1 pseudogene is annotated in these 259 nt (G+C 62.2%); it reads right to left on the bottom strand.

The annotated features are described in order from the left end of the window. Positions 1-259: pseudogene (locus tag GTP23_RS22930) on the bottom strand (hypothetical protein); the annotation flags it as partial.

The raw sequence follows: 259 nt of genomic DNA, 5'->3' as shown, positions 1-259 counted from the left end.
GCAAGTGCGACAGGCGATTTCCAGCGGGTCGCCATGCACCGGGCAGCATTTGTTGGTGCCGACCTGATGCACCACACTGTGATAGCCACGGCACAGGCATTTCCGGCAATACCGGAAATGGTTGCCGCCGGCGGCCTGCAACGCATCGGGGAGCACAGAGTCCCACACCAGTTTGAGCGGTAGCCCCAGGGTGAGATGTAAGCGGCACAGGTCGACCTCCGAGCGGCATGCCGCCACGCCCTCATATGGGTCAATGTCA

Source organism: Duganella fentianensis (genome assembly GCF_009857835.1).
GTDB lineage: Bacteria > Pseudomonadota > Gammaproteobacteria > Burkholderiales > Burkholderiaceae_D > Rugamonas > Rugamonas fentianensis.
The sequence above is the reverse complement of the archived record's forward strand: the minus strand, read 5'-3'. Positions and strand labels throughout refer to the sequence as shown.